General features: G+C 40.6%; 19 protein-coding genes and 1 pseudogene. 7 read left to right on the top strand and 13 right to left on the bottom strand.

From position 1 onward, the window contains the following. Window positions 1–8: 8 nt before the first annotated feature. The 5 genes from IGJ42_RS02840 to IGJ42_RS02820 all read right to left on the bottom strand — a co-directional run bounded on the left by IGJ42_RS02840 (window position 9) and on the right by IGJ42_RS02820 (window position 6,854). Window positions 9–650, bottom strand: a complete 642-nt coding sequence (locus IGJ42_RS02840; RefSeq protein ID WP_008377979.1) for a CpsD/CapB family tyrosine-protein kinase — start codon at window positions 648–650, stop codon at window positions 9–11. Next, window positions 650–1,384 carry a YveK family protein gene (locus IGJ42_RS02835; protein ID WP_139960439.1) on the bottom strand — a complete coding sequence of 245 codons (735 nt, stop codon included), beginning with the start codon at window positions 1,382–1,384 and terminating at the stop codon, window positions 650–652. The genes IGJ42_RS02840 and IGJ42_RS02835 overlap by 1 nt, the downstream gene beginning before the upstream one ends. 40 nt (window positions 1,385–1,424) lie before the next feature. Continuing rightward, on the bottom strand, window positions 1,425–2,678 hold the full coding sequence (locus IGJ42_RS02830; RefSeq protein ID WP_139960438.1) for a nucleotide sugar dehydrogenase: 1,254 nt from the start codon (window positions 2,676–2,678) through the stop codon (window positions 1,425–1,427). After that, window positions 2,675–3,169 (bottom strand): hypothetical protein, encoded by a 495-nt coding sequence (locus tag IGJ42_RS02825; protein WP_008377972.1) that lies wholly within the window; start codon window positions 3,167–3,169, stop codon window positions 2,675–2,677. The genes IGJ42_RS02830 and IGJ42_RS02825 overlap by 4 nt, the downstream gene beginning before the upstream one ends. A gap of 76 nt (window positions 3,170–3,245) precedes the next feature. After that, the gene (locus IGJ42_RS02820; RefSeq protein WP_139960437.1) at window positions 3,246–6,854 is read right to left on the bottom strand and encodes an immunoglobulin-like domain-containing protein; all 3,609 of its coding nucleotides are present in this window, start codon (window positions 6,852–6,854) and stop codon (window positions 3,246–3,248) included. A gap of 660 nt (window positions 6,855–7,514) precedes the next feature. Here IGJ42_RS02820 and IGJ42_RS02815 point away from each other — a divergent pair. Beyond that, window positions 7,515–7,718 carry a hypothetical protein gene (locus tag IGJ42_RS02815; protein ID WP_005232004.1) on the top strand — a complete coding sequence of 68 codons (204 nt, stop codon included), beginning with the start codon at window positions 7,515–7,517 and terminating at the stop codon, window positions 7,716–7,718. A 196-nt stretch (window positions 7,719–7,914) separates the two neighbouring features. Here the strand turns inward: IGJ42_RS02815 and IGJ42_RS02810 are convergent, their stop codons facing one another. Beyond that, window positions 7,915–9,405 (bottom strand): helix-turn-helix domain-containing protein, encoded by a 1,491-nt coding sequence (locus IGJ42_RS02810; RefSeq protein WP_139960436.1) that lies wholly within the window; start codon window positions 9,403–9,405, stop codon window positions 7,915–7,917. Window positions 9,406–9,585: 180 nt separating this feature from the next. Between IGJ42_RS02810 and IGJ42_RS02805 the strand changes: the two genes are divergently transcribed. Next, window positions 9,586–10,161 (top strand): recombinase family protein, encoded by a 576-nt coding sequence (locus IGJ42_RS02805; RefSeq protein WP_139960435.1) that lies wholly within the window; start codon window positions 9,586–9,588, stop codon window positions 10,159–10,161. 209 nt (window positions 10,162–10,370) lie between these two features. On the opposite strand, the gene IGJ42_RS02800 is transcribed toward IGJ42_RS02805, so the two are convergent. The 3 genes from IGJ42_RS02800 to IGJ42_RS02790 are packed head-to-tail and all read right to left on the bottom strand — an operon-like array spanning window position 10,371 to window position 13,429. Continuing rightward, complete coding sequence (locus tag IGJ42_RS02800) at window positions 10,371–11,435, bottom strand: PTS mannitol transporter subunit IIBC (RefSeq protein WP_430615915.1); 1,065 nt, start codon at window positions 11,433–11,435, stop codon at window positions 10,371–10,373. A gap of 3 nt (window positions 11,436–11,438) precedes the next feature. Continuing rightward, on the bottom strand, window positions 11,439–11,786 hold the full coding sequence (locus IGJ42_RS02795) for a hypothetical protein (protein WP_430615913.1): 348 nt from the start codon (window positions 11,784–11,786) through the stop codon (window positions 11,439–11,441). A 17-nt stretch (window positions 11,787–11,803) separates the two neighbouring features. Next, the gene (locus tag IGJ42_RS02790) at window positions 11,804–13,429 is read right to left on the bottom strand and encodes a glycoside hydrolase family 43 protein (RefSeq protein WP_422705403.1); all 1,626 of its coding nucleotides are present in this window, start codon (window positions 13,427–13,429) and stop codon (window positions 11,804–11,806) included. 224 nt (window positions 13,430–13,653) lie between these two features. Between IGJ42_RS02790 and IGJ42_RS02785 the strand changes: the two are divergent. Both IGJ42_RS02785 and IGJ42_RS02780 read left to right on the top strand, forming a co-directional pair. Then, window positions 13,654–13,833: pseudogene (locus tag IGJ42_RS02785) on the top strand (AraC family ligand binding domain-containing protein); the annotation flags it as partial. 36 nt (window positions 13,834–13,869) lie between these two features. Then, window positions 13,870–14,388, top strand: coding sequence for a helix-turn-helix domain-containing protein (locus IGJ42_RS02780; protein ID WP_430616130.1), 519 nt, complete (start codon window positions 13,870–13,872; stop codon window positions 14,386–14,388). 257 nt (window positions 14,389–14,645) lie between these two features. Here the strand turns inward: IGJ42_RS02780 and IGJ42_RS02775 are convergent, their stop codons facing one another. Both IGJ42_RS02775 and IGJ42_RS02770 read right to left on the bottom strand, forming a co-directional pair. Continuing rightward, window positions 14,646–14,735: an LPXTG cell wall anchor domain-containing protein gene (locus tag IGJ42_RS02775; RefSeq protein WP_258185873.1), complete on the bottom strand. Its 90-nt coding sequence runs from the start codon at window positions 14,733–14,735 to the stop codon at window positions 14,646–14,648. Continuing rightward, window positions 14,732–17,305, bottom strand: a complete 2,574-nt coding sequence (locus IGJ42_RS02770) for a bacterial Ig-like domain-containing protein (RefSeq protein ID WP_430615911.1) — start codon at window positions 17,303–17,305, stop codon at window positions 14,732–14,734. Before IGJ42_RS02770 ends, IGJ42_RS02775 begins: the two co-directional genes overlap by 4 nt. Window positions 17,306–17,602: 297 nt before the next feature. Here IGJ42_RS02770 and IGJ42_RS02765 point away from each other — a divergent pair, with 297 nt between their 5' ends. The 3 genes from IGJ42_RS02765 to IGJ42_RS02755 all read left to right on the top strand — a co-directional run bounded on the left by IGJ42_RS02765 (window position 17,603) and on the right by IGJ42_RS02755 (window position 21,088). Then, window positions 17,603–19,108 (top strand): helix-turn-helix domain-containing protein, encoded by a 1,506-nt coding sequence (locus IGJ42_RS02765; protein WP_016611300.1) that lies wholly within the window; start codon window positions 17,603–17,605, stop codon window positions 19,106–19,108. A gap of 458 nt (window positions 19,109–19,566) precedes the next feature. Next, on the top strand, window positions 19,567–20,433 hold the full coding sequence (locus IGJ42_RS02760; RefSeq protein ID WP_008377960.1) for a LysR family transcriptional regulator: 867 nt from the start codon (window positions 19,567–19,569) through the stop codon (window positions 20,431–20,433). A 502-nt stretch (window positions 20,434–20,935) separates the two neighbouring features. Continuing rightward, complete coding sequence (locus IGJ42_RS02755; protein ID WP_008377957.1) at window positions 20,936–21,088, top strand: hypothetical protein; 153 nt, start codon at window positions 20,936–20,938, stop codon at window positions 21,086–21,088. Between the two features lie 51 nt (window positions 21,089–21,139). Here the strand turns inward: IGJ42_RS02755 and IGJ42_RS02750 are convergent, their stop codons facing one another. Then, window positions 21,140–21,673, bottom strand: a complete 534-nt coding sequence (locus IGJ42_RS02750; RefSeq protein ID WP_034871891.1) for an IbrB-like domain-containing protein — start codon at window positions 21,671–21,673, stop codon at window positions 21,140–21,142. After that, window positions 21,600–22,091: a hypothetical protein gene (locus tag IGJ42_RS02745; protein WP_430615909.1), complete on the bottom strand. Its 492-nt coding sequence runs from the start codon at window positions 22,089–22,091 to the stop codon at window positions 21,600–21,602. Before IGJ42_RS02745 ends, IGJ42_RS02750 begins: the two co-directional genes overlap by 74 nt. Window positions 22,092–22,122 lie beyond the last annotated feature (31 nt).

Here is a 22,122-nt window from a genome sequence, read left to right as displayed (position 1 = left end):
TCCCCTCCTTAATAATAGTAATTTTCACCCGTGTCCGTGCCATTCGCCACGACACCTAAGATGTTTGCGTTAACTAGGCGTAGCTTTTTGACGGCATTTTTTGCGGATTGTTTGTTCGTTTTATCCGCATGAACGACTAAAAGTACACCGTCGACTTTCTTGGCTAGGATCAAGGCATCCGAAACGACATTGACTGGTGGCGTATCAATAATGACCACATCGTATAGTTGTTTGACCTCTTGCAAGGCTGCGGTCATTTTCGAAGAAGCGAGCAGATCATTAGGGTTTGACATAATGGCTCCACTAGTGATGATTGAAAATTCGCAATCTTCTAAAATCACTTGTTGGACACAGCTTTCGATCGAGATGTCCCGTCGGATATAGTTGGACAAGCCCACGTGCATTTCTTGTGAAAACAAATAATGTTGGGTGGGTTTACGCAGATCCGCATCGATCAATAAGGTTCGGTTCCCTTTTTGGGCATAGGCGACCGCCAAATTTGCCGAGACCGTGGATTTTCCCGTACCGCTTTCTCCTGAAGTAATCAAAATCGTTTGAGCATCTTGTTGTTGGCATAAATAGTCGACATTTTCGCGAATCAACTTGACTTGTTCGCTGATGATGGAATAATTTTCTTTCATGCTACGCATCACACACGCTTCCTTCCTCTAAAGCTTCTCGACTGGATGGTTTTAAACGAAGCAACTCGTTTTTCTTTGCTTATCTCTCCGATGACCTTTACCCCTAAGACCTCTTCGATTTCCGTATTCGAAGCAAAACTGCCCTCAAAAACCAACAGGAGGAACACATACGTAAAAGCGAAAAGAAGACTTAAAAAAGTGGTCAAGCTGTACAACAAAAACTTGTTTGGACGAGCAGGCGTTTCTTGTGGCAAAACGGTTCCTTCTGCTAAGATCGTGACATTATCAATGTTCATGATCTTAGGGATCTCTTCACTAAAAACGCTGGCGGTCGTATTGGCGATTTCGGCTGCGATCTTCGGACTTTGATGGTAAGCGTTGATTTCGATGATCTGCGAGTTGGTGGCATTGGTAACACTCAAAATCTTCGACAATTCAGCCACATCGTAGCTTCCCTCTAGCGCCTCACTGACTTCATTTAAGATGCGAGGACTCATGATGATCGTGCTATAGGTACTGACGAGTTGAAGGTCTGCCTGAATCGTCTGGTTTTCCAGACGATTGCCAGCTATCGTTTCTGACTGACTAATCAGCAACTGTGCACTTTTTTGATAAATGGGTTCAGCAAACAGGGTTAGATAAAACAACATCGCTAGTAAGGGAATATTAATGATCATAAGGATCCAGCCTATTCGTTGCTGAAGGACTTGCTTCAATTTTTTCATATTTATTTCTTTATTCATTGGTTTTCCCTTTCAATAACAGAAATAGCAATCAAACCATTTACTGGGCGCTTGGTAATGACCCAAGAGAATAGGCAGCCTCGAACCTCGTTTTACCTGTCACAATATTTTTCGTGTCAAAAACGATTTTTTGTTTCATCGCTTGAATGGCTGCCGGCGCTATGTCTTTAAAGGCATCATGGTCACAGAGGATCAATGCCAGATCACTGTCTGTTAGTGCTGCTTCAATTTGTGCAACATCAGAAGTGGCGACATAAGGATCATAGGTAGTGACTTGCAGAGCTTTCTTTTGTTTCAATCTTTTGGCGATCTCAACAGCCGGACTTTCTCTGGCATCGTCAATGTTGCCCTTATACGCCAACCCTAGGACCGCGATTTTGTTTCCACCATGAATCGCTAAGATTTCTTCGACTTTTTTTATAATGAATTCAGGCATCTCTGTATTGATCATCCGCCCCAATTGAATTAACTTCGCGTCATCAGGTGCTGCCGCGACAACAAAATACGGATCGACTGCTAAGCAATGACCGCCGACACCAGGTCCCGGTTGATGGATATTGACCCGTGGATGCTGATTGGCTAACTCAATCACTTGGAGTGCATCAATGTTTAGGCGATCCCCAATTTGGACCAATTCATTGGCTAGTGCAATGTTCAAGTCGCGATAGGTGTTTTCCATCAATTTCGATAGCTCAGCGATACTTGCAGAAGTCTCCAGCACGTTTCCTTTGACGAAGGTCTGATAAATGCGTTTGCCTTGTTGGGTGCAAGCGCTCGTCATGCCACCAATGATTCGATTGTTCATCACCAGCTCTTCAAAGATTTTCCCTGGCAAAACTCGCTCTGGGCAATGCAACAAATAGAGATCTTCTCCAATGGTATAACCTGCTTTTTCAAAAAATGGTCCAACGATGTCTTCCATCGTGCGGGGTTGAATGGTCGATTCAACAATGACTGTGTTGCCTTTTTCAAGATAGGGTAAGATAGCAGCCATCGCCGCTTTCACGTAGGACAAGTCGCAACTACCAAATTGATCGGCGATATTTGGCGTTGGTACGGCAATAATAAAGACATCCGCTTTTTCTGGAACCAACTGTGCATTGAATGTCTTTTTCGCTAAAGCTTGTGCTAGATAGCGATCAATGTCGGGTTCTTCGATTGGTGCCTGACCTGCTTGAAGTGATTGAACGACTGTTTCTGACACATCAACCCCAACGACTTCAATCCCATGGTTTGCAAAAGTAAGTGCTGTGGGCAGCCCGATATACCCCAATCCAATAACGTTTACCTTCATTCGCTCTTAACATCCCATTCTGCTAATTGTTCTTCACCGGGTTTATAAATCAGTTTTTTCGCCACTTGTCCTTCTTCTAAAGCAAAGGAAACTTGTCCAGTAATGGTTTCACCTACAGCGATCTCATTGCCAAACATCGCCATGGTATGATCAAGTTCAAGAAATTCTCCCTCTTCAGTTTCTAAAAGAAAATCAATCGAACCTAATCCAGCGGCAACTGACCCCATATTTTCTGCTGTGATGGTAAATGTATGTAATACTTGTTCCCCATCTTCTGTTTTCTTTTGATTGATTTCTTGTTTGTCGATGATGATCTTTAATCCACCAATGATCGATTGCGGCTCGGCATTGCTTTGATCCGTGATTTGTTCGATTGGTTCGCTGCCTTGGGTAGTATCCGTCTTTGCTTGGTCATCCGTCGAGCAAGCCGCTAAAAAACTCCCCATGAGGGCAAGGCTAAAGAGGCTAACGATTTTTTTCTTCATGTTCATTTGCTTTCTCTCTTTCTATCAATGAAGAGCCCCTTGCAACAGGCAAGGTACAAGGGGCTCTCGTAGTTTCTGTTTCTTATTCTGTGATTGAAACGGTTGCTTGTGCAATCTCTCGTGTACTTAAGTCAGCAAAGCGATGCAATGCATAGATCGTCATCTGGCTGTCTTTTGTCACACTGTTGGCTTGTTCTTGGTTCAAGTAGGCGGTAAAGGTACCATCCGCAAAACCGCTCACCCACAGGATCATGCCATCAATTTCAAGTCGACCAAAGTTGATGTCATCTCCTGTATAGGTTCCCGTAACGATTCGATCACCTAATGTGTAAGGGTTTGGCGTAATTGTGCCAACAAATTCTTTGTCGATAGTGACTACACTGCGATCCAATTCGGTGTCTACCGGACGGCCACTAACAACCTCCCGATGGTAAGCAACCAATTCAACTGTTTCCGCATCGCGAATCAAGTCGCGGGTCGTTTGATTGACAAAGTAAGTAAACGTCTGGTTTGCGGTGTTAAAGGTGCCTCCCCATGAAATTGAACGTCCATCAACGATCAAGTTGGCGAAATTCACATCGCCTGTAAAGGTTCCAGTAATTTCACTCTCTGTCACTTTGAAGGCTGCTGGTTGAATCGTGCCTGCTGCTTTGACGATTTCTATCGGCTGCAACACCAGCTTATGATCAATCGTTTGTCCATCGACTGTTTCACGATGGTAGGTTTGCAATTCTACTTTCGTTGCCGTTCTGATCTGTTCTCTAAATTGTGCGTGAACAAAGAATTCAAAGCGGCCAGTTTCTTTATTGAATGTGCCACCCCAGTTCCCTACTGACTGTCCATCAATCACTAAGTTGGCAAAATTGATATCTCCCGTAAAGGTTCCCGTAATCATGGTATCGGTGTAACTGTATTGATCCGGTGTGATCGTCCCTTGAAGTTGATCAATCACTGTTACTTCTTTGGTTTCTAGCACTTCGATGGCTTCCGTGTTACCGTTAATTTGGCGGTTCAACGCTTGGATCTCAACTTTATCGCCCGCTTTGATTCCAAGATTCGCTACATAAAACGAGAAGGTGCCATCGGCATTGAAGGTACCACCCCATGCATTAGAAGGCGTGCCATTGATCACTAAACGTGCAAAATTGACATCACCCGTAAAGGTCCCTGTAATCATTGTTTCGCCAACACGGTATTGATCCGGTGTGATCGAACCAGCCAAATCTCTAGTTAATTCAACGGTTGTCCGATCAAGTACTTTGCCATATTGATCCAAGGCTTCGATTTCTACGACATCATCTACGGATTGGATGCGATTGCCGATAAAGAATTCAAACGAACCATCAGCAAAATTCCCACCACGAACGGATGATCCATTTACATACACACGGGCAGATACAACATCACCGGTATACGACCCTCTCAGGAACTGATCGGCCGAAGAAACATTGTAGCTTGCTGGTGTAATCGTGCCTTCAGTGTTTGCTGGATCAGTGACAACGATCGTTGAAGCAATATTTGATTGCAATCCATCGATGCTTGCTTGAGCAGTAATAATTGTTCCCGCTGCTTGTTGATCAATCTCTACTTCAAAATTGCCATCACTGTCAACAGTGGCATTTTTCGTTTCAGAATCGCCTATAGTAATTTCCACATGTGCATCTGGTTCAGCTGTTCCGCTAACGGTAGTGGATGTGGTTGTCACCTCATTCAATGTTGTTTCGGCGATCGTTGCTCGATCAACCATGGTTTCTGCAATATTTGATGAAATGCCATTTAAGGTTGCTTGGGCGGTAACTACCGTACCAGCTTGTTGTTTCTCAATCGTCAATGCATAGATGCCATCACTACCCACTCGTCCATTCGCAATGATCGTGTCACCGGCTTTGATCGTAATCTCAGCATTCGGCTCAGCCGTTCCCGTCACACTTGTGGAGTCAGTATTTAGCTCGGAAATCGTTGTTTCGGCAATCGTTTCTTTTTCACTATCCTCTACAACTGTTTCTGCAACCGATTGAATACCATTGGACGTTGCGGTAACAGTCACTTTTGTTCCAACTGCTAATGGTGCGTTCGGAATCGCAAATTGATAAGTTCCATCACTTGCAACGCGTCCCGTTAAACTTCCTTGTCCTTCAATAGTGACTGCTAAATCGGCATTTGGCTCAGCTCGCCCCGTAATGCGCGTTGAGCTTGTGGTTAAGTCGTCAATGGTCGTTTGTTGAATCGTTGCGGTATCCACAAAGTCACCAAAAGCGATTTTTCCGATTTGAGAACTATTGAATGTTGCGTTAAAGATTGAGTCATTAGATTCAATTCGCGAAGTAACTTGTTTGTTCGTATAAGTATTTAGTGAGAAAGAACCTTGTCTAAACTCTGGATAATTAAAGCTGGGCTCTCCTGAAAAATCAGCTGATCTTCTCCAAGTTTGCATTCCTGTCGATGAGTGGATCGTGTAGTTCGTTGTTCCTGGATAGGACCCAATTGCGGTTCCATTCGTATGATTGTTTTGGATTCGAACATTTGATCCTTCCTGGAAAGTGCTTGATTGTCCAACGTTTACCGTTGAATACGTGCTTCTTCCCACGACATCCAGTGTTCCCCCAGTTAATACGGTCAAAGCACCTCGCAACCCCAATGCTTCTTGTGTTTTTTGCGTATTTGGCGCACTTGTGATCTTAAACGTTGCGTTCGAATTAACTACTACGCTTGAGGCACTTCCTTCGATCAAGACTGCTTTTGCTGTATTTGAAGGATTGTTTTGAGTAACGTCTAATAAACTGCCTTCACCTAAATCAATTCGACCACCACTTGCAAGATAAATCGCACGAGCTGTTCCGTTGTTATTTGCAACTACAGAAGCACCACTGCCGATATTCATCCGGACATTCGAAGTAGCCCAAATCAAGGAACCTGCATTTAATCGGTTTTCGCCAAAGAAATTAGCTGAAGAATTGCTAGCGGCTAAATAGAGTAAGCGCCCCGTTGCATGACTATTTTCATGAGTAACGTTTGTGAAGGAAACACTGGACGTTCTATTTTGATAGATCGTATTTGTTGCATGAGCCACGATTCTCACATTTCTGATACTTAATCCTTGATTTACCGTATTTCCATACAACCGAACATTATTCCCGAAGGTTAACGTATGACCATTACCTTCAATCGTTTTGGTCGTCCCTGTCCATGTCACACTACTAGTCATCGTGATGTTATTGGCTAAGCTGATTTGTGTAACCGTCGCATTGGCTAACGCTGTCCGTAATTCAGCATCAGATGTTACTTGGACACTTGCCCTTGTTGAACGGGTTTCAGCAGCGTCTTCTGATGATTCGTTAGAATTACTTTCTGAGGTTTCTTCATTTGGTGCATCCGCTTGTTCATCATTTTCTGCGACTTCATTATTTTCTGAAGAGTTCTCAGTAGAAACTTCTGTTTGAGCTTCTTCACTTTCAGTAGGAGAACCCTCTGTTTCCTGAACTGCTTGCTCATTGGTTGCTGTATGGTCATTTTCTGTGCTTTGAGTTGCTTCACTATCTGATAATAAATTTGGAGCTTCTATTCTCTCTTGTGTCACTCCTGAAGAATTATCAGTTTTTTCTGTCGCCATTGCATTTATTGGCAACGCCGATAAAGTTAAATGACTAATCAACAATAAACCTGTGACTTTTTTACTAAATTTGTTATTCATAAGTAACTCCTTTTTCTCTATTCTTTCTCTTGTACTTTAAAGATTCATTTCACGTTTTTATCAGTCACCCTTTCTTACTCCCTCGAAAAAAATCAGTTATAGCTCTTATCGGAACAACCTATTCGATACAAACTCTCTAAAAACCTAAATTAGAGCTATAAAATAATGCTTTTTTGACGAAATTTTATCGTTTTTAACGAGATTAAATTTACCATGGTTGATCATCAATCGATAAATCAAGATTTGCAAACCTGTATGAATAAATTGATTTTCATTTTCTTTTTAAATAGGGCATTTTAAAAGTTTGTGCAAAAAAAAGTGTTATAAAAAAAGACGATTCCTTATCATTTAAAAAGGATCGTCCATTTTTGTTATTACCTGTAACCACTTGACTCAATACGATAGATACAAGGTTTCTGCCTACTAATTCTTAGTATTATCACAAACATTTTTAACAACAGTTCCTTTCAACAGAACGCTTCTTTTCTTCAAAAAAGGTCCCAAAAAAAGCAAAATAAAAGAAATTGTATGTAATTTTACACATCTTCTAAAAAAATTCATTTTTCTTTGGTATACTAAACATAGATCTGCATATCATTAGATTTACGTTGCCCGTTAGTGAAGTTTCAGGCAACGTTTCTTTATGGGGGATAGATAAAAATGGAAGAGAAAAAGATTTTTGAGAAGCGGTGGTTATTAGCTACCAGTGAACAACGAGAGAAATACCATGCCTTGATTGCCTCTTACCCTTCGATCGAATGGACATTCAAAGAAAAAAGCTACCTTTTATGGCTTTGTCAGTTAGATAGTGATACGTTCAAAACCTTTGAAGCAATTTTTGATAAACTAGTAAATGCCAACTAACTGTTTCAACGTAGGCTGTTCTTTCACCAAAATAACCCAATCTTTTGGTATTCAGGAACAGTGGGCCTATTTTCAGATAACTCCCTTTTTTATTAGATGAACGAATAAAAGCCGCAACCGTTGATCGCAACGGTTGCGGCTTTTCCTTTTAATTTATCCACACATGTCCTCGTCATGCTCTTTTTCAACACGTATATTAGGCTGTGGGAGCGTTTAACGCTTGCCCTAACTGAGGATCGATTTTTTCAATCACTCTTTGCCAATCTTGATGATCGGGGATTGCTTTGAGCAAAAGATAATCTGTCGATAAGATGAACTCTGATAAATATTCACTATAATTTGTAACCACAAGATCAATGGCATTTCCCTTCAAATAATCGGTCGTCAATTCATTGATTTTTGGAAAAAATACCAGATGATCATTGCCGACATAACGCAAAAAGCGCGCACGAATCGTGTGACAGGCATAGAGATCGCCTTCTATTATCAATGCGATCCGTCTGACTTTTTGAGCATAGAGCTCCCTGATTGCTTCACTGTAAAGGGTCAGTGCCGCACAAATATCTACCAGATACTCCTGCTTGATCCCAAGAATCGCTTGGTGCTGCTTCATAAATGCCAGATTCCTTTGATAAGCGGCAGAACGATGCTTCTGCGCTTCATTTTTTACTTCTGTTAGCAAGTGATTTAAAACGGGCGCCAGTTGCTCATTGATTTTCTTTGACAGGAAAAAGGCGTGGATCATCGTCTTGACCCGTTGGGGCTCTTGAAAGGAAATGCCCCATTCTTGAACGAAGCGCTGACTCAGTTCTTCGAGTTCAGGATACAGTCCAAACGATGCAACGAATTGCTGCTCTTTTTCAGGCTCGGTCAAAGTCCGTTTCATCACGGTCACTAAATAAAGCCACATAATTTCTTGTTGCGGCAGTCTTACTCGGTATAGCGCTTCGATTTTAGGTGCTAAGTCATTCATTACGGCAAATGCCTCATGGGTTTCGATGATTTTTGCCAACGATTGAGAAATCTGAACCGTCTTTCCCAATTGGTAACGCTTGATCGCAATATACAAGCTATAATAAAAATCACTCGGAGAAACGCCTGTATTCACCAGCTCTGCGGGAATTTCTGAGAAGACATCACTGACTAGTGCAATCAGTTCTTTGGGGGGCAAGAGCGTATGAGGGGTGACATCTGATTCATAATAAAAATCTTTAAAGAACTTGCGAATATTGGCTTCGGAGCCACTCAAATTAACCGGTTGCAAGATCCACTCCACATGATACTTTCGCAACGTCACAGAAGCAGTATTCAAATAACGACGCATCGTACTTTCTGATACATACAAGCGCTGCGCCCACTCTTCAACCGAACAGAATTCACCGTGGAAAATGGCTTCCAAGATTTGATACATTCCTTCTTCTGCAACAAGCTCCTTTTTTTGGGACAAGTATTTTTTCGGATTCGTTTCCCTAAAATGATAGCCATTGGCTACAAGCGAAAATTCGGCTGCCTCTTGTAGATAGGTTTTCAATTCTTTGATATCCGAGCTGATCGTCCGTTGGGTCACATCAAGTTTGTTTGCTAAACTTGCGATGGAACAAGTCCGTTCTCGCTCAAAAGTATTTAACATTTGAAGCCAGCGAACGGTCGTCTTATTTAGCATAAAATTTAACTGCAATTCTCTCATTTTCCCCTCCGTGTTTCTTCCTCACCGACTAGTGTCTTTACTATAGTACAATATTTAGGTGCATAAAAAAACCTTCCTATTTCCCAAATTCACATTAAGAAGCTTCTTGAATGTGTACTTAAGTGAACAAACAAGGTATTCTCTATGTAGACTTATTTTTGTGCAACTGGAGGAATTCGTATGACAAATATGGTTTATGGGTACGCACGTGTCTCCACAAGACAACAGGATCTCTCGCGTCAGTTAGATTTACTTGACCGGTATGAGTGCAATAAAATTTATACGGAAAAGATCAGTGGTGTTCGTGCGAATCGTCCTGAATTAAATAAATTAAAAAAACGAGTGAAAGAAAACGATAAAATCATCATTGAAAGTTTCTCGCGACTAGGAAGAAGTACCAAAGATCTCATTGATCTTGTCTACTTTTTTGAAAAAAAAGGAGTAAAGCTTATCAGTATCAAAGAAAATTTTGATACGCAAACCCCACAAGGGAAATTGATGATGACTGTTTTCCAAGCCTTTAGCCAATTCGAACGAGACATCATCGTCGAACGGACCAAAGAAGGCTTAGAATCCGCTCGTGCTAGAGGAAATATCGGTGGTCGCCCACGAATCGATCCTGGACTGATTCAACACGCATTGAACCTTTATCAAAAAGAAGGAAAAACCGTTGTGGATATCTGTGCCCAAACAGGGTTAAAACGATCAACTTTTTATCGTTATCTTAGTCTGGAAAAAGAAGAGATCGTTTCTTGAAGGAATAGGTTCTTCTAGATTTTTAGTTCAAAATCAGGGTAGATCAGAAAATTTATTTAAATATGGGTAGCAAAAAATCACAGGAAGAGAACTATCTCCTAACTCTTCCTGTGATTTTTTCGATTATTTATTGTTCTTTCCTTTATTTGGAATGAAAATTGTTAAATGATCGTACTCTTTATCGTTATGATCATAGGCTTTCACATTAGTTAGTCCAAAGATGATGATTGTCTTAAATCAGCGAGAATCTCATCGTATCGCTCGCTATTCAAAAACTCATCTACTGACTGAAAATGCGCAGACGGTGCAGCTTTTTTTGCTCTTTCTTGAAGCTCTTTTTGAGTAATCACTAATGACGTTTCATCTGCTGATAAATCACGAATAGCAACATTTGTAACCTCAATATCATAACCTAGTTCTTGAACTTTTTTTCTAACAATCGCTGCCCCCATTGCTGAAGAGCCCATTCCTGCATCACAAGCAAATATAATTTTTTTAATTGAAAAATCTTTGCTAATTTTCCCTTTTCGCTTCATTTCCTTGGTCTTTTCTTCTGCTAGGAGAAATTCTTCATTGTTCTTATCCGACGTTCGATTTGTTAATTTATGAACAAGGGAAGCACCAATAAATGTGACCGCAGTTGCAACAGTGATTGCCAATAAAATACCAAAGTGGCTCCCCCGAGGAGTCACAGCCATGAAGGCAAAGATAGAGCCGGGCGAAGCTGGGGAAATCATTCCTGCTCCAGTAATCATTAGTGTTGCAACGCCACTCATTCCTCCTAATATAGCTGGAATCAGCAATAACGGATTCATCAGTACATAAGGAAAGAAAATTTCTGCTATTCCTCCAAAAAAATGGATAACGATGGCCCCAGGAGCGGTTTTCTTAGCTGTTCCTTTTCCAAAAACCATATATGATAACAAAATACCTAGCCCAACACCTGGATTATCAATTGCAAACATCATGGAACGACCATTTTCAGCTACTTGCTCTAAACCGATTGGTGCAAAAACACCAAAGTTAATGGCATTGTTCAAAAACAAGACTTTTGCTGGCTCCATAAAGATGCTTACTAAGGGCAAAAGATGGTTTTCAACAAGTACATTGACTGCATCAGTCATCATATAGTTCAATGTATTGAATATTGGACCTACTAATACATAGCCAATAACTGTCAAAATAGCAGCATAAATGCCCCCACTAAAGTTTTTAACAAGCATTTCAAACCCAGTTTTTACCTTTTCTTCATAAATGGAATCGATTTTTTTCATCCCTCAGGCAGCACTCGGTCCTACTATCATTGCGCCTAAAAACATCGTAACATCAGCACCTACGATCAACCCCATAGTCACCATTGAAGCTACTACTGCCCCTCGAGTGCCATACACTTGTTTCCCACCTGTATACGCTACTAGCAATGGTAGCAAATAGTTTAGCGTAGGTGGCACGATTTCATTAAATTTTTCATTAGGAAGCCAACCTGTGGGAATAAACAATGCCGCTAATAGTCCCCAAGCTATAAAAGCTAGTATGTTCGGCATGATCATACCGCTTAAAAATGAGCCCATTTTTTGCAGTTTTACCCGGATCCCAGCACTTGACACCATATTTGTCCTATTCATCTTATTCTCCTCTATCCTTAATTTTTAGTGACTTCGTCTTCCGCTATATCTTGATAACTAAAATATTCAAAAGTAGCTTCTTGCCTCATCCCTGTTAAATCATTGCAGTGAACGCCTACAAAAGCACCCGTAAATGCACTTCCTGTAGGTCCCAAGAATGGTTTTGCAATGTAATCATCTGAAAGTTTGTAAGTATCAAACATGAAAGAAAGTTCTTTCCAATTCTTCCCATCCAATGAATAAAAAAACTGATAAAAACGAGCATTGACCTTAACTCTCAGATACACATTCCCTTCTTCAGTGAGAACGATTGGATCTCTCAAGGGCCAACTAAGTTTTGCTCCTTCACATTTTAAAATTGTCAAAACTTTCCCTAATTGCTCGTTAGCCGTAACCTGTAGCGAGGTCCAATTCTTACTGTTGTAGTAACAGACCAAACCAGCACTTTGTTGAAAATACGAAGGGGAAAAATCAACCGCTATTTCAGCTATAAAATTTACAGATTCAAATCTACGGGCAAGTAAGGATTGTTCGAAAACTGAATACAAGGATTCCTGTCCGTATAAAACCAATCCTTTCTTTGTTATCTGTCCCATTTTTTGGCTAAACGGAATTCTTAGGGTTTGAAACTCGGAAGGAATCCCCGAAGCGAAATAATTCTTTTTAGGTGTACTGGACCAAGGGTGCTCTAGTAGGTTTGGTGTGGGTACGTACTTTTGCGCAACTTTTCCACCAGTCACGATCGGCCAATCGTCTACTGTCCATTCAATTTTTGCTAATGCCGATTCACGCCCTAAGGTACAAAATCCTCTTTCTTCAAATAAGCCTTTTCCTTTTCGTTTAATTGGACGGCTTGCTAAGTATGCGATATACCATTCCTCACTATCCGTTTTAATTAATGACGCATGTCCCGTTTTTTGCAAATCATTTTCGGGAGAATACCAAGCGGTCAGGATAGGATTATCAGGGTGTACTTCATACGGTCCATACAATGATATCGAGCGGGCCACAGTAACTGAATGCCCCCACTGGGATCCTCCCTCCGCTGTGAAAAGATAATAATAACCATTGATAAAATAAATATGTGGCCCCTCTGTTTTCTCTAAATGGGTTCCTTTAAAAATAATTTCTGGTTTTCCTACCAATTGTTCTTTCCCCTCATCAAATTCCTGAATAGCGATTCCGTAATTCCAAGGATGATCATTTCTAAAATCATAGATCATATTCAATAGATACTTTTTCCCGTCATCATCGTGGAAAAGCGACGGATCAAAACCACTCGCATTTAGAAAGATTGGTTCACTCCATGGACCTTCTATATCATCAGCGGTTACTAAATAGTTGCGGACATCTTTAAAGGCACGGTGTTCACGCATAATTGAATACACCAACCAAAATTTTCCGTCTGCGTATGTCAAACAAGGAGCCCAGACGCCACCACTATCTGGAACACCAACCATATCCAGCTGACTTATTCTATTTAACGGACGAACAAGTAAACGCCAGTTCTTTAAATCTTTCGACTCGCATATCTGTACACCGGGAAACCACTCGAATGTCGATGTGGCAATATAATAAGTATCCCCCCTTTTACAAATTGATGGATCTGGGTTAAAGCCTTTTAATATTGGATTTTGAATCATAAAATCATCCCCTTTTTTTGAAAACGCTTTCATTCAGTTCCTATCTAAAGTATACTTTTATTAATAAATTTAGAAATGGTTTTTACCACGTTAAACTTACCAAAAACCACGGAGATCAAACTATGAAAAAGAGCTTATATAATCATCTAGCGTTTCTACCGAATTTAGATACTAGTGTCCGTTTCTTTTCGGCACATACATAAAAAGTTCCTTATGGCTGGACTAGCTACTTAGACTCTCATAATGCTTTTGAAATCCTACTTATTTTATCTGGGAAGCAGAAAACCACGATCAACCAAAAGGAGTATTTATTGGATGCAGGAGATATCTTGATTATCCCTCCGGGTATGCTCCACTTAAATGCCTGTTACTCAGAAAATGGCTTACGCTACTTTACCGCACATTTCGATATCGATGAACCCGTTTTACGCTATGTACTAATGAAGAATATTCCCTTGATCTTCGAAAAACACACAGCTGAGAACACTACACTCCAAGTAATCATCAATGAATGGATCGATCTCTATGATAAAGCACCTAGTTTTTCACTTTCTGATAAAATCTTAACCATTCAAATTTTAACAAAACTGATTTTTGAACTTATAAGATTCACTGAACTGGATCCTAAAAAAAATACCAACATTCAAACGCTTAGTATCGCTAGAAGTATTGCAGAAGTTATCAATCACAATTTTCATCACTTTTTTGAAAGAAAAAATACTGAAAAGATCGATATCTTGATTAAAAAAATTTACGGTATTTCACCAAAAAATTATTTGGACTCACTTAAATTAAAAGAAGCCAAACGACTGTTAACTATCCCTGATATTACGATAGAAAGTATCTCGGAAAGACTTGGCTATTCGCACCCCGCACACTTTAGTCGACAATTCAAAAATTGGGTAGGCGTTTCACCAAACAGCTATCGCAAAACGAATATTGCCAATTTTGTATCCTGAATCATTTGTTACTAACAAATAAGGAATAGCGTAACAGCACCTTTATCTGCTGTCACTCTATTCCTTTAATATGCTTTACTATCGAAGTTGTCATTCCTCTAAACTATTTACCCAAATGCGTGTTGAAAATACTTTTCAACAATCCCTTTATTAGAAAACTATCATAGCAGATAAATGAACAAGTTAAAATTCAGTAGCCATTTGGATTACACTTTTATCTAGTTCTAATTTAGCAAGTTGTTTTGTTGATCCAACTGCTATTTTTTCTGTGATTTTTTTCGATAAAAAAGGATCACCCCACCGATTAAGAATACAATCCCGGTAACGCTTAGGAAGACACTACTTATTTCTCCTGTTTTCGGCAGTTGCTTAGCTGTTGAGTACTTTCTTTCAGTGGTGGTTTGCGGCCGGTAGCTGAGAGTTCATTTGATTGTTCTGATGGACCATTTTCATTTTTTCCCACACCCGCTGTTTCTGATTCCCCGGTCTCAGGTCCCGACTGTATTGGCTCTTCAGTCGCTGAATTAGATTCTTCCGTCTCAGGTATTTCTGTCTCAGGACACTCCTCTTCTGGAAGATCCGTTTCTGGTGCTTCGGTTGGTGGTGTTTCGTTAGGCGCTTGGCTGACTTTTGCTTGTACAGTAATGACAGCACGGGCGGTCACTGCTCCGTATTGGTAGGAAACCATGTATTGACCAATTTTATCGGTGTTCACTTTGCCCTGAACTTCTACTTCTGAGTACGCTACTTCTTCGCCATCACGATCAGTGGCAGAATCAAAGTTTGTTTCTGGCTGCCATTCATCACCTTGATCCATCGTTGAATCGTGAACGTTCAGGGACGTTTGATCCGCCTTGACGGTAATAAGGGCTTTGCTTTCTATTCCGTGATAGCTGTAAGTGACCTCGTACTTGCCAGCTTTCGTTGTATCGACAGTTCCCGTGGCATTGATATCCTCAAAATCAACAGGTTTACCATCCCGATCTGTTGCGCTATCGAAGTTGTCTTTGCCTGTCCAGTTTCCCCCTGTGTACAACTCACTATCGTGGACTTTGACTGTAGTTTGATCGGCTTTGACGGTGATAAGGGCTTTACTTTCTACGCCTTGATAGCCGTAAATGACTTCATATTTGCCTGCTTTCGTTGTATCGACAATCCCTGTGACAGTGATATCCCCAAAATCAACAGATGAACCGTCTCTATCTGTTGCATTATCGAAATTATCCTTAGCTGTCCAGTTATCCCCTGTATACAACTCACTATCGTGGACTTTGACTGCCGTTTGGTTGGCTTTGACGGTGATAGTGGCTTTGCTTTCTACGCCGTGATAGCTGTAAGTGACCTCGTACTTGCCTGCTTGCGTTGTATCGACAGTTCCCGTGACAGTGATATCCCCAAAATCAACAGATGAACCGTCTCTATCTGTTGCATTATCGAAATTATCCTTAGCTGTCCAGTTATCCCCTGTGTACAACTCGCTGTCATGGGCAGTCACCTTGGTTTGGTCGGCTTTGACGGTGATCACAGCTTTTGATGCTACTCCATCATAACGATAAACTACCTCATAGGACCCCGATTTTTTAGTATCTACGCTTCCTTCAACGTTCACATCCGCAAACGAAACTGGGTTGTTATCCCGATCTACGGCTTGATCAAAGTTATCTTCTGCGGCCCAGTCATCGCCGACGTATATCGAAGAATCATGAACCTTAATCGCAGTGAATCGTGGTTTTACGAGTATCGTTGCTTCTTTACTCACATGATTCAATTGATAACTGATTTTATACGTAGCGGCTTTGTTAGTATCTACTTGTCCGGAAACACGACCACCCTCAGCAATAAATTCCTCATAAGTCAAAGTTTTGCCTTCTTTTGAAATAGCTTGCTCAAAATTATCCGCCGCTGTCCATGTATCTTGTTCATAAATCGTGGTATCTTTCACGGTCAGATCGGTATAGCCAGTCGGTGCTTTTTGATAGACGTACGTCACCGTTACTTCGCCACGAGGAAGAACACCTTTTGCATTCGTTGGCAGTTGACTGGTATCAAGGATGTACCCCGGAATTTGTGGAATAAACGCACTTGTAGAGACATCATAAGGCTCATTGGTACTATCATTGATCGTTTGGGAAGGATAGATTTCCATACCAGTCTCATCCACATATTTAATGGTCAGATGGCTATTTGTAAAGCGAATATTATATGTTGCTGTAAACAAAAGGTTACCGTTAGCGTCGGTATATTCTAAAACCGCTGTTAAACCGTAGTAGTTGATCGTAAAACCTGTGAAGCTTGTCCAAGATATATTTAATTGATTGGTACCAGTCACTTCACTTGTATGCCATAGTCCCACCAGCGTGTATACCTTATCCGTTTTGTAGACATAAAAATCTTCTGTCAGCTGCGGGTCTTGGTATAGTGTTTGGTGTGCGTATTTTTCCGGGATTGGCAAATCCAAAACCAGTGCTTTATACTTGATCGGATCATATTCTACAGTCAGATCGTAGTTGAAACTCTCGATACTCTTCGTTGATTCTGCAGCGAGAGGTTGACTATTCGTAGATTCTACATTGGTTTCAGCAGATGGGGCAGTAACTGAAATTTGAGTTTTTTCTGCAGCATCAGCTGCGTTAGATTGATTTGTTTCTGAGTTTGAAGTGGTGGTCACCACTTCACTTTCGGTTGTTTCAGAAGATATGACGTCAGCATTTCCTTCTTGGGTATCTGTCTTTTCTCCTGTGTTCATGCTTCCTGTTGAATCTGCCAGCAAGGGAACCGATGAGTCTATGAATGGTGTTTGCTGCTCTGTTTGTTGTCTTTCTGTTGCCTGAGCGATCGGCCATGTGCTTGGAAAGGTTGTCCCTAAAATCAGCATCCCTATTAAACCGCTCTTAATTATAACTACGCGTTTTTTCATTTTTACTTTTTCTCCTTTTTCTTTTTCCAAACTTTATTCACACTTACTTCCGTTCCAATCTGTCCAAATTTTGGTTGACTGCAACTGGCAGGGGTGTTTTCTATAAAATAACTCCCTTAAATGACTGTCCTTCGCAAAAATATGTGGGCGCCGCATCTTTAACATGAATTCCTTCAATTTTCAAGGGATAAGACTTCTTGAATGGCCCAGAGTATTATATAATTTGCTTAAAACGAATGGTTTTTATATTCGATCGCTGATCGCTCCCACAGGGTCTTGAAAGAGGTGGTGACATCAATGTTAGAAAATTTATCCATCAACTTACATCGAGATAAGGCATTTTCTCGTCAAGTAAAAATTCTGCAAGTGCTAAATGCAGCACCCGCAGGATATCACCCGCAAGAGTTGGCGACATTATTGGGACTTTCCTTGCCTACAGTCTCTAAAGAATTAAGTATTTTAAGCGACAGTTTGCCGAAAGATCTGGTCAAGATCAAACTTTCTGGATCCAACATCGTTTCGATTGAGTATGCACCAAATGCTTCAATCAATTCTGCCATTCAGCTTTTGGGCATGGAAACGTTGGAGTTTAAAATCATGTCTAGTATCATTGATAATAAAAAATACTCTATTCACCGAGCAACGATCGAATTTGGCTATTCCCGCAGTCATCTGTTGCGAACGATCAGTTATATGAACAAATCTTTACAAACCTATTCTGTGACCATCGCAACGAATCATCTTGATTTTATCGGTACCGAAGCCGATATTCGCTTTTGTCTGTTTGTCTTTTTCTCCGCTTATGGCGATAGCACGATCTTAGATAAAGACAGCCCTGCAGATGCGCGTCTTCTGGTCCAAAAAGCAAAAGAAGCCAACAAAAAAGATTTGCATTACAGTCATTATCGACTTGCCCTATGGCTAAGTATTGCCAAGCGTAGGTGGCGCTATTCTTACTTTTTGACATTGCCACCGTCTTTAGAACGCAATCTATTAGAGAAAGAACGCTTCGCTGTTTTCTCAAAAATATTAAACGAACATTATTTGAAAAAATACCGGATCATCCACTTGCCGCAACAAGAACTCCTTTGGATCTTCCTCAATGCTCTCCACTGCATTTCGTATAGTACGATGGATATTAATGGGGAAAGCGAAGCGGATTACATTTTTCATCATACAGAGAAACCAGAAATTCTCGCAGAAGTTGCTGCCTTTTTAAAGAAACCTGGAATAGCTATCCTTCCTGCAGCATCACACAAAATCATCGCATATCTCGTAAATCTCCGCTTGTTAACGATGATTTCTGCGAATTACGAATTTGCCGATCCCCAGATCAAAACCTTTGTTGAAGCGACATTCAAGACGGACTACCTTGCTTGGAATAAATGGTTGAAACAGTTTAATGAACAAAGTCGTTTCTTTTCGTTTACTCACTTAGAGCATGTCGCAGTTACGTTGACCTTGTTAAGCGAACTTTCTTCTAGCAATCAGTTGAAAAAACATCTCAAAGTGGCCTTTGCTTTTCAAGGTGGTGCTGGATTAGATGCCTTTTTAGCCGCATCAACAGAGCTATTCAAAAATGACCATACAGAAATCAGTTATTTTTTTGAAGTGGCTCCTGATGAACAAGAATTGATCCATCGAGAAATTGATTTGATCGTTAGCAATTTTGACTTGCATCTGAAAAGTAACCCCAAATTTCAGCAACTACGAATTTCCAATGTTCCTACCCTTTCGGACTGGACGATCATCCACAAAACGATTGAACAGCTGATTCAGCCAAGAATCACACCGATTCATTGACCTAAGGCAACTGTCGGCCTTCTTGAAGGAAGCGCCGTCAGTTTTTTCATTGCATGGTTTGCTATTTTAGTCCTTTCCTAAGTATCCATTTTTCTTTTCTCTTAGCGTGTCTATTTTTTTCACATCCGAAAAAAATCAGACCTTTTTTCAAGATTCCTCTCCTAACAAACGCTTTTCTTTTCAAGCGCAGCGTAAAAATTCATTGTCTTGTTTTCGTGTGCTGCTCGTAATACCTGAAAAGTTGGGATGTTTGGTGTATTTTTTATGATAGAAATTTTAGCAGCTACTCTTAGCCCCAAATGTGAAAAGCGTTATTTTAAAAGCAAAGAAACATACGATCAAAACAGACTGCATGTTTTAAATAACTTTTGTATCTATTTTTTTTATTTACTAGAAAAAAAAGAAATCTTCTCCCCGCTCCTTTTTTGTATAATAGGTAAAAAGAGAGGGGGACCAATGTGGATTTTATCAAAGAGCTGCACTCCTTTAAAACGATCGTTGAAGAAGGTACGTTTACGAAAGCTGCTGCTAAATTAAACTATGCCCAATCGACGGTTACGAACCATATCAAAAAGTTAGAAGAAGAGTTAGAAGTAGCGTTATTTTTGGAAGGAAAAAGCAATGTACTCACGTTGGAAGGTGAATTGTTGAAACAGGCGGTTCCTGGTCTGATCGCTCAGTGGGAGGAGGTCAAAGAACAGTTGCTCAATGCTTCGAACACAGTCGAATATTCTTTACGGATGGGCATCGTCCCCCCTTATGACATGTTGATTTTACCGGAGCTTCTCCATGTATTTTCCCACCAATACCCAAAAATAAAATTCGAGATCATGGTGGGATCCACGCTGGCATTAGCCGATGCATTAAAAGAAAATCGTATTGATTTTGCGTTATGCTCACTTCCTCACGAAGATTCCTTTGTCTATGAAGAACTTTTACAAGAAGAAATCTGCTGCATCACTTCGATCACGAACCCATTGATCATTAAGGAATTAGCCGACCTTACAGGAATCCATCTATACAGTTCCGGCGGTGACTGTCCTGCACTTAGAAATATCGAGGGCTACCTTGACCAGTGTGTACCTTCGCTCCAATGGGAATATGTCAGCAGCAGCACGACGATTCCTTATTTGATTGAACAAACAGGCTTCTGCGGTCTAGTCCCGCGTTCGATCATTGATCAAACATGCGCTCAAGTAAAAATTTTATCACTGCCTTTACCGAATCTCCGCATGACGATTGGCTTACTGTCAAAGCAACCATTGACACTTTTCCCGAATATTACAAAAAAGTTTGTCTTTGAGTTAAAAATGCGCTTACTGTAATTGTTATAAAATCAGTTTGATCACGATCGATTTTCATGCAGTTATTCTTCAAAAAAAAATGATAGTATTTATTCTAGCAGCAAAGAAGCAGCGTGAAAACAAATAGCCGCACAACCTCTTTCTGTTCTACAGACGTTGTGCAGCATAGCTTTTCATTTCGCTTATTATTATTCAATCAGATGATTACCTCTTGTTTCGCCACTCACTTTTTGTTATCATTTTACTTTTTTTATGCAAACTGGTACGATTATTCATGCTATCCGCAGGAGATAAAAAAGCCACTGTTGTTCTTTATATTTCAGAATTTTTTACCGATTATAAAAAATAGAAACGTTCTTTCATCCTTTCCAATGTATACTCTACTTTGGAAAAGAACAATCACCAAAAAAGGCTGGACTTGAAAACCGTTCGATCATGTTTTTAGTAGCAGGCAGTTATTGCTCAAGGAGCCTATTTTTGCAATTGTCAGAAAAAATAGACGATGAGAAAAGGAGGAAAAACTATGTTTATCATTGAAGCGATCTTCAGCTTTCTAAGAGACACATTAGGTGTGATCCTGGCCATTCTCTTAGGGACGCTTTGTTTGTCGATGGTGATCAATCTGATCGTTATCGTTGTAAAAAACACCTATTCAAAATTTAAAAAGAATTATTAACGAATCGCTGTCTTCTAATAGATAGCTTTTTTAGATAGTTTTTTCAACCTCTCAGGTCTCTTTTTTGCCTTTGTAATATCTTTTTTCAAACTCAATCCAAGATTTGCTGAATTCATGGTTGGAAAAGGCACTTTTTAAGCCTGAGCGCTGCTTAAAGCGAAAGACCTCTTCGCGGTCCATCCCCAATTCCTTGGCAATTCGTTCATCCGACCACTCGTTAGCGACCAACTGCTGCACGATGTTTCCCATCTTCTCGATGCCATGGGTACCACGTGCTCGATTGTGGCGAATCGTTGAAGCGATGCGATTCTCAAAAGGCTTATCGATCACTGTGACCGGAACGCTTGGCAACGCCAGGCGGTCTTTTGCTACGACATACCGATGAAACCCATCGATCAAAATATACTTGTCCTGCTCCTTATCGTGGTAACAAACCAGTGGCTGCGTAAAGCCATCTTCCCGAATCGACAGTTCCAGCAAATCCATCTCTGGAGCAGCCACGGTGTTGGGATTATACGTATTCGCGTGAATCTTGCTGACCGGGATCAGCTTCGCCGCTAACACTGGAAAATCGATATCGCTCATGAGGTACTACACTCCTTTTTAGAAATGAATAATTTTTTGTTTGTCGATAGACCGCAAACCCTTTTGACTCCAAAAGTGCAATTTCACTAGGCTGGTTACTAGAAGCGAGAATCTCTGCTTCTGGGTAGTTGCGGCTGATATCCACCAACATTTTCCGTAAAAGAAACTTTTTAAATTGAGCAGTTGGATCTTTTTCATAAAATTCCCCTAGCTCAACTTTATTGACGCCTTTTTCATAATAAGAAAAAGCGGTCACCCGTTTTTCGTCATCAAGAATCACATACCAGTAGCAGTTCTCATCATTGACTAAGTACGGAAATTGCTGCTGATACACCCGTTCCGCAAAAAAAGCCCCCATCAATTGATAGAATTGGCTTTTCTTATACGGTGGAAAAAATAAAACCAATCGTTCGTTCACAAAACCCTTCCTCTCTAGGGACACATTCGTC

The organism is Enterococcus sp. DIV1067f (assembly GCF_050543505.1).
Lineage (GTDB): Bacteria > Bacillota > Bacilli > Lactobacillales > Enterococcaceae > Enterococcus_D > Enterococcus_D entomosocium.
The sequence above is the reverse complement of the archived record's forward strand: the minus strand, read 5'-3'. Positions and strand labels throughout refer to the sequence as shown.